Here is a 7,112-nt window from a genome sequence, read left to right on the forward strand (position 1 = left end):
GACTACTCCGCGTGAACAAAGTATTATATGCTGCTTTTGCTATTAGGGCATGGATAGATGCTTCTTTCTGAAAAAACTGAAAATTATATACTCCACGAAAAATAGATAAAAAAAGAACCGTAAAACCAGCATTTGCTGATTCCACGGTTCTCAGGTTTATAACGTAGCCGTCAAGGCGTTTCAGACAGCAGCTCCCGCAGCTGAACCATATCCTGCGGCCACGGATCGCTTACTTCCAGTTGTTCACCGCTCCAAGGGTGGCGGAAAGACAGCCTTTCGCCATGGAGTGCATGTCGGCCAGCAGCGCTGGAAGCCCAGACCGGGCCGCCATATAGCGCATCCCCGTACAAGGGGTGACCCATATGGCTGAGATGGACGCGAATCTGATGCGTCCTTCCGGTCTCCAGCTGCACATGCACCAGGCTCCCGCCATGCATTGCCTCGCGTCCGATGATTCGAGTCACGGCGGATTGTCCGCCGGGCGAGACTCTTCTCCGCGCCGCATGATGACGATCACGCCCAATCGGTGCGTCGATCACTTTAAGTGTAGGCGGCACTGTGCCTTCTACGATCGCGGCGTAGAGCCGTGAGATGCTTTTTTCACGCATATTCTCATCTAGGACAAGCTGTGCGAACTCATTCTTTGCATACATCACCGGGCCTGTTGTATCCTTGTCCAGGCGGTGAATATGTCTTACAGCTACAGCATCACCGGAAGCAACATAATGCGCAGCTACAAGGTGATCCAGCGTTACACCTAAGCCACTGCCATCCGGATGAACTGCCATCCCTGCCGGCTTATGGGCAACCAAGCAAAAATCATCCTCATACAGCACCTCAAGCTCTTCCCATACCGGTTCAATACCCGCTTCACGATCCGGAAAAAGTGCCAGTCGAAGTCGATCTCCCTTCCACTGAATGCCCCCCTCGCGGCGCAGACGCAGATGAAGCTTCTCAGGCATGCCTACGGTTTCCAGCAGCCACTTATCAATCGCAGCTTCAGAATCCTCGGCTCCAGTAATGATTTTGCCGGGTGTTACTTCCAGCCACTCTCCACGTCTAGTCCAAGCTCCACCACCGGTTCGTTCTCCGGCTCCAATACTCAAAGGGCCTTCAGGGCGTTATAATGGCCCTCAATGGTATCATCAATATCCAGCTCACTATGCGTAGCCGATACGAACATGCCTTCAAACTGTGAAGGCGGTACGCTAATGCCTTGACTCAGCATATGACCAAAATAACGACGGAAAAGATCCGTATTGCTAGTCTTAGCCGTCTCAAAATTCGTTACAGGTCCTTCCGTGAAGAACGGGCAGACCATCGAGCCCACGCGGTTAATCGTCAGCGGAACACCGGTCTCGATTGCATTCTTTTTCAAGCCTGCTTCCAGACGCGCCCCTAATTGCTCCAGACGATCATATACTTCCGGTGTCAGCAGCTTGAGCGTAGTGAGTCCTGCCGCCATCGCTAATGGATTACCACTAAGTGTACCAGCCTGATAGATCGGTCCCGTAGGAGCGATTTGTTCCATGATCTCTCTTTTACCGCCATAAGCGCCTACTGGAAGTCCTCCACCGATGACTTTTCCGAAGCAGGTGATATCCGGAGTAATGTTGAACAGACCTTGCGCACAGCCTCGGTTGACACGGAATCCTGTCATTACTTCATCAAAAATAAGCAAAGATCCATTGTCCGAAGTTAACTTGCGAAGTCCTTCCAGGAATCCTGGAAGTGGTGGTACAACACCCATGTTGCCGGCAATCGGCTCTACGATCACTGCGGCAATCTCACTGCCAAAACGTTCGAAAGCAATCTGAGTGGACTCCAAATCATTGTATGGAACTGTAATCGTATTTACTGCAACACCTTCGGGAACACCCGGGCTATCCGGCAAACCTAATGTAGCTACACCAGAACCGGCCTTAATAAGCAGACTATCTGCGTGACCGTGGTAAGAGCCTTCGAACTTCAAGATTTTGCTGCGTCCAGTGTAACCACGTGCCAAGCGAATCGCGCTCATCGTCGCTTCCGTTCCGGAGTTAACCATACGTACGATATCTACAGAAGCTACACGTTCAACAACGGTTTTAGCCATCTCTGTTTCGAGTAAAGTAGGTGCACCAAAGCTTGTCCCTTTTACTGCCGTTTCCTGCAAAGCCTTTACAACATCTGGATGCGCATGACCCATAATTAGCGGTCCCCATGAGCACACATAGTCGATAAAGCTGTTGCCGTCGATATCATAAATACGCGAGCCGATCCCATGATCCACATAAATCGGAGTCAATCCTACAGATTTGAACGCCCGTACAGGGCTATTCACCCCACCGGGAATATATTGTTTTGCTTCATCAAAAGCCTTGCGGGACGCTTCCTCTTTACGCGCCAATGGCTCATTACTCATCTATTTTCACTCCTATTCTGTTCTTGGTCACACAGGTATAAGGTAACTGCCTATGCAGCGATATCGTTGTGATTGAGATTAACCGCGTAGCCAGCGGGCAGCATCTTTTGCAAAATAAGTAATAATAATATCCGCTCCGGCGCGTTTCATGCCAGTCAGCATTTCCAGCACAACGGCTTGCTCGTCAATCCAACCTTGTAGCGCTGCTGCTTTTACCATGGAATATTCACCACTCACATTGTAAGCCACAAGAGGCAAATCAAATTGGTCGCGGATCGTACGAATCACGTCCAAGTAAGCCAGAGCTGGCTTCACCATTAACATATCTGCGCCTTCCAGCACATCGGATTCTGCTTCACGGAGCGCTTCGCGCAGATTGGCAGGGTCCATTTGATAGGTTTTGCGATTTCCGAACTGTGGTGCTGAATCCGCAGCTTCGCGGAAAGGGCCATAAAATGCCGAAGCATATTTGACCGAATACGACATAATCGGCACATGCTCAAAACCATTCTCATCTAGTCCCGCACGAATCGCGTGTACGAATCCATCCATCATATTCGAAGGGGCAATAATATCTGCTCCCGCTTTAGCTTGGGATACCGCCGTACGAGTCAGCAGTTCTAGAGAAGCATCGTTGATGACATCACCGTGTACCACGCCATTTACCGTATGCGTATGCACCATCCCGCAATGTCCATGATCCGTAAATTCACAAAGGCAGGTATCTGCAACGACCAACAGCTCAGGGTACCACTGCTTGATCAAGCGAGTAGCCTCTTGCACAATTCCATCCTCTGCGAAACCGGAAGAACCGATAGCGTCCTTTGTTTCAGGAATCCCGAATAACAGTACAGCCGGAATGCCTAGTGCGGCAATCTCGTCCACTTCTGCTTTTAAAGTATCCAGCGAAAAATGGTACACGCCCGGCATCGAGCTAATCTCATTCTTCACACCTGTTCCATAAGTCACAAATATAGGCTGTACAAAATCCAGCACATTCAGTACGGTCTCCCGCACCATACCGCGAATTCCAGCAGAACCGCGTAGACGACGGTGACGTGTAATTGGAAAGCTCATTTGTTCATCCTCCTGAAAATAAAATATATAACCAAACCCTCGATCGTTGACTAACTGCGGCTTAGTTGTAGTTTGTGCAGTTATTTTGATGTTATATCGTAACTGTAAGCTTTAGTTGCACTCTCTACAGTTATTTATTACAAAAGAGCGAAAAACCCTATTCTAGCCCATATTTAATTGCACATATTACAACTAAAATCGATCTTCGCTAATATCCAGGGAATTTAAGTGTATAAAGTGCAACTTAACCTCAATCAGACCTCATGCTAACAAACCTCATACCAGTCTCGTAACCAGATTAAAAGCTATATTTCCACTAGGTTGCATACTAATCCAAGTACCCAACATCTAACATATCACTTAGAGCTGCGTGAACTTTATACGCACATAAACTTACTCACCCATACACACACCAGTTAGTTTACAACTTCGCCATCCATCATACTCTGAGCTTCAACAGTAACTGCGTTTGGTGGCCAATTTAATGTTACTTAAGTTACTTACAATAGCGGCGTAGCGCTTCCGAGCTTAGATACAACTACAGACGATGTTGTAAAGCCGATGTTCTATTGGTGTCAATTCAAGCTTTTTGTAGCTGAGTCTCCGCATTCCAGCGACAGAGTTCCTGCACCAGACTATTAATAGTTGCTTCTTCAGACAGCAGTCCCGGGGTAAGCCCCGCTTCCACCGCAGTCTGCTCGGTTAATGGGCCGATGCAGGCTATTTTCACGTTAGCTAGCAATGGGAGTGGATCTTCGATCCCCATTCTTTTCAGAATGTGGATGAAATTGCGCACCGTTGAAGAACTAGTAAAAGTCACCGCGTGAACGCGCCCCTCCTCCAGCAGCTTCAACAGCTCGTCGTCATCCTCACCCGTCACAACCGTCTCATAGGTATCGACGTCTGTGACCTGAAGGCCAAGCTCTCTCAGCTTGGCCGGCAGCCAGTCGCGCCCCAGATCGCCGCGCGGCAACAGCACGTTCTGCCCCGGCAGCAGCCGGGGACCGAACGTCTCAATCAGACCTTCCGCCTGAAACTTCGCCGGAAGCTCCTCAGCAATCACCCCGCGCTGCGCCAGCGCGGCTGCTGTCCCCGGCCCCACCGCTGCAATCCTTGCACGGTGAAGCCCCCGAATGTCCGCCCCTAGCTCCGCCAAGTGGCGCCAAAAAAACTCCACGCCGTTCGGGCTAGTGAAGAATACCCAGTCGTACGATTCCAGCGCGCCAAACGCCGCTGCAATCTTCGCCTTCTTCTCTGCGCCTTCCGGCATGATCGTCTCGATCACCGGGAACTCGTAGGGTTCCCCGCCGAGTTCCTCAATCATATCCACCAGCTCGCTCGCTTGGCTGCGAGCCCGTGTCACCACGATGCGTTTGCCGAATAACGGCATCGCCTCGGCCCACTTGAGCTGCTCACGCTGCAGCACCACGTCGCCAACGACGATGACGGCCGGCGGCTGAAAATCCGCCTCCTTCACCTTCGCCTCAATATCGGCGAGCGTTCCCGTCAGCGTCTCCTGATCTGCGCGAGTACCCCAGCGCACCAGCGCCACTGGTGTTTCTGGCGGACGCCCGTGCTTGATCAGCTGGGCGCAGATATATCCTATTTTAGCTACGCCCATCAGGAACACTAACGTCCCTGTGGCATTCGTTACTTTATCCCAATGTATGGAATGATCCAGTTTATCCGGACTCTCATGTCCGGTGATAATCGACAGGGAAGAAGCATGATCGCGGTGCGTGACAGGTATACCCGCATAAGCAGGTACGCTGATCGCCGACGTGATACCCGGTACGATTTCGTAATAGATCCCATTTTTGCGCAGCAGCTCCGCTTCTTCACCTACGCGGCCAAAAATCGTAGGGTCTCCACCCTTCAGCCGCACCACTGTTTTCCCCTGTAAAGCCAGATCAACTAACAATTGATTAATCTCTTCCTGCTTCATCGTGTGGCGATCCGGCAGCTTGCCAACATAAATCTTCTCGCCGCCAGGTTTCATGCATTTCAGCAATCTAGGACTTGCCAGCCGATCGTACACCACCACGTCGCTTTTTCGGATACACTCGAGACCTTTAACAGTAATCAGCTTTGCGTCCCCGGGACCTGCACCTACCAAATAAACTTTCCCCGTCAATCCCCTCATCCCCTAACGTCAGACAGTATCTTCTCCGCTCCTCTTGCGATTAGCTTCTTAGCGACTTCTTCGCCGAGCTGTACCGGGTCTACCCCAGTGCAAGTTTCTTTCAAAATCGTTGAACCGTCAGGTGTTCCCACCATTCCGGTTAAGGAGATTATTTGGCTCTCCGCGGCAGTGGCTTCGGCAGCTGTGTCAAGCACCGCATAAGCGCCAATTGGCACTTGGCAGCCGCCGTTCAGCGCGCCAAGAAACGTGCGCTCCGCCGCCACCGTCAACGCTGTATCGGCGTCGTTGTATAACGCCAGCAGCTTCCGCAGGTCAGCGTCATCTGCGCGGCACTCGATGCCGAGTGCGCCCTGCCCTATAGCGGGCAGGCAAACTTCCGGCGGCAGGTAGGCGCTGACGCGATCCTGCCAGCCCATGCGCGACAGCCCCGCTGCCGCAAGCAGGATCGCGTCAAATTCGCCGCTCTCCAGCTTGCCCAGCCGCGAGTCAATGTTGCCGCGCACGGGCTCAATGACCAGATCAGGCCGCAGCGCAGCTACCTGGCTGGAACGGCGTAGGCTGCTTGTGCCTACGCGTGCGCCCGGAGGCAGCTCGTCCAGCGAGACGCCTCCGTTAGAGATCAGCGCATCGCGCGGATCGACGCGCTTCGGCACAGCACCGTTGATCAGCCCCTCCGGCAGCTCGGAGGGCATGTCCTTCATGCTGTGCACCGCCATGTCGATTTCTTTTTCCAGCATGGCCTGCTCGATTTCCTTCACGAACAACCCTTTGCCGCCTACCTTGGACAAGGTGACATCAAGGATGCGGTCCCCTTTGGTAACAATCTTTTTCACTTCAAAAGTGAATCCAAAGCCATGCTCCTCGCTCAGTCGCTCCAGATCCGCAATCACATGCCCCGTTTGCGTCAACGCAAGCGCACTCTGTCTACTCCCCACAATAATCTTACGCATTGTTCATTCCTCCTGATTACGTCTGCCTCTTACTCTTCACCGTAGACCGTATATAGTAATCCAAACCAACCAAAAGCTACTCCGCACTATTAAATGGCATACCTTCCATTTATTCGGCTCCATCGGCGGTTATTACTCAATTCCGAGGCATTAATGCCTCTCTTTTCGCTGGTATGACCGTTTTTGGGCAATTCCGAGGCATTTTTGCCTTTCTTTTCGCTGATATGGCCGTTTTTCGGTAATTCCGAGGCATTTTTGCCTCTCTTTTCGCTGATATGGCCGTTTTTGGGCAATTCCGAGGCATTTTTGCCTCTCTTTTCGCTAATACGGCCGTTTTTGGGCAATTCCGAGGCATTTTTGCCTCTCTTTTCGCTGATATGGCCGTTTTTCGGTAATTCCGAGGCATTTTTGCCTCTCTTTCGCTGATATGGCCGTTTTTCGGTAATTCCGAGGCATTTTTGCCTCTCATTTCGCTAATATGACCGTTTCCGGGCAATTCCGAGGCATTTTTGCCCTACTTTCGGACATTCCAGCTACT

The 7,112-nt window shown here is 51.4% G+C and carries 6 protein-coding genes; all 6 read right to left on the reverse strand.

Annotated features, from left to right (window positions below; translation table 11 throughout):
- Nucleotides 1-170: 170 nt before the first annotated feature.
- Nucleotides 171-1,106: an RluA family pseudouridine synthase gene (locus L1028_RS20865; protein ID WP_234539171.1), complete on the reverse strand. Its 936-nt coding sequence runs from the start codon at nt 1,104-1,106 to the stop codon at nt 171-173.
- A complete protein-coding gene (gene hemL / locus L1028_RS20870) occupies nt 1,103-2,404 on the reverse strand; it encodes a glutamate-1-semialdehyde 2,1-aminomutase (RefSeq protein ID WP_234539172.1) in 1,302 nt (433 codons plus the stop codon). The genes L1028_RS20865 and hemL overlap by 4 nt, the downstream gene beginning before the upstream one ends.
- Before the next feature lie 78 nt (nt 2,405-2,482).
- Nucleotides 2,483-3,481: a porphobilinogen synthase gene (hemB, locus tag L1028_RS20875; RefSeq protein WP_042191201.1), complete on the reverse strand. Its 999-nt coding sequence runs from the start codon at nt 3,479-3,481 to the stop codon at nt 2,483-2,485.
- Between the two features lie 580 nt (nt 3,482-4,061).
- Nucleotides 4,062-5,615: a uroporphyrinogen-III C-methyltransferase gene (cobA, locus tag L1028_RS20880; RefSeq protein WP_234539174.1), complete on the reverse strand. Its 1,554-nt coding sequence runs from the start codon at nt 5,613-5,615 to the stop codon at nt 4,062-4,064.
- Between the two features lie 5 nt (nt 5,616-5,620).
- Entirely contained in the window at nt 5,621-6,574 is a 954-nt protein-coding gene (gene hemC / locus L1028_RS20885; protein ID WP_234539176.1) for a hydroxymethylbilane synthase, read from the reverse strand.
- 89 nt (nt 6,575-6,663) lie between these two features.
- On the reverse strand, nt 6,664-6,918 hold the full coding sequence (locus L1028_RS20890; RefSeq protein WP_234539178.1) for a hypothetical protein: 255 nt from the start codon (nt 6,916-6,918) through the stop codon (nt 6,664-6,666).
- Nucleotides 6,919-7,112 lie beyond the last annotated feature (194 nt).

Source organism: Paenibacillus pseudetheri, assembly GCF_924513355.1.
Classification (GTDB): domain Bacteria; phylum Bacillota; class Bacilli; order Paenibacillales; family Paenibacillaceae; genus Paenibacillus_AQ; species Paenibacillus_AQ pseudetheri.

Excerpts from the sequence above, each read along its gene's own strand:
- hemL (WP_234539172.1), bottom strand. The coding sequence starts at position 2,404 with ATGAGTAATGAGCCATTGGCGCGTAAAGAGGAAGCGTCCCGCAAGGCT.
- hemB (WP_042191201.1), bottom strand. The coding sequence starts at position 3,481 with ATGAGCTTTCCAATTACACGTCACCGTCGTCTACGCGGTTCTGCTGGA.
- hemC (WP_234539176.1), bottom strand. The coding sequence starts at position 6,574 with ATGCGTAAGATTATTGTGGGGAGTAGACAGAGTGCGCTTGCGTTGACG.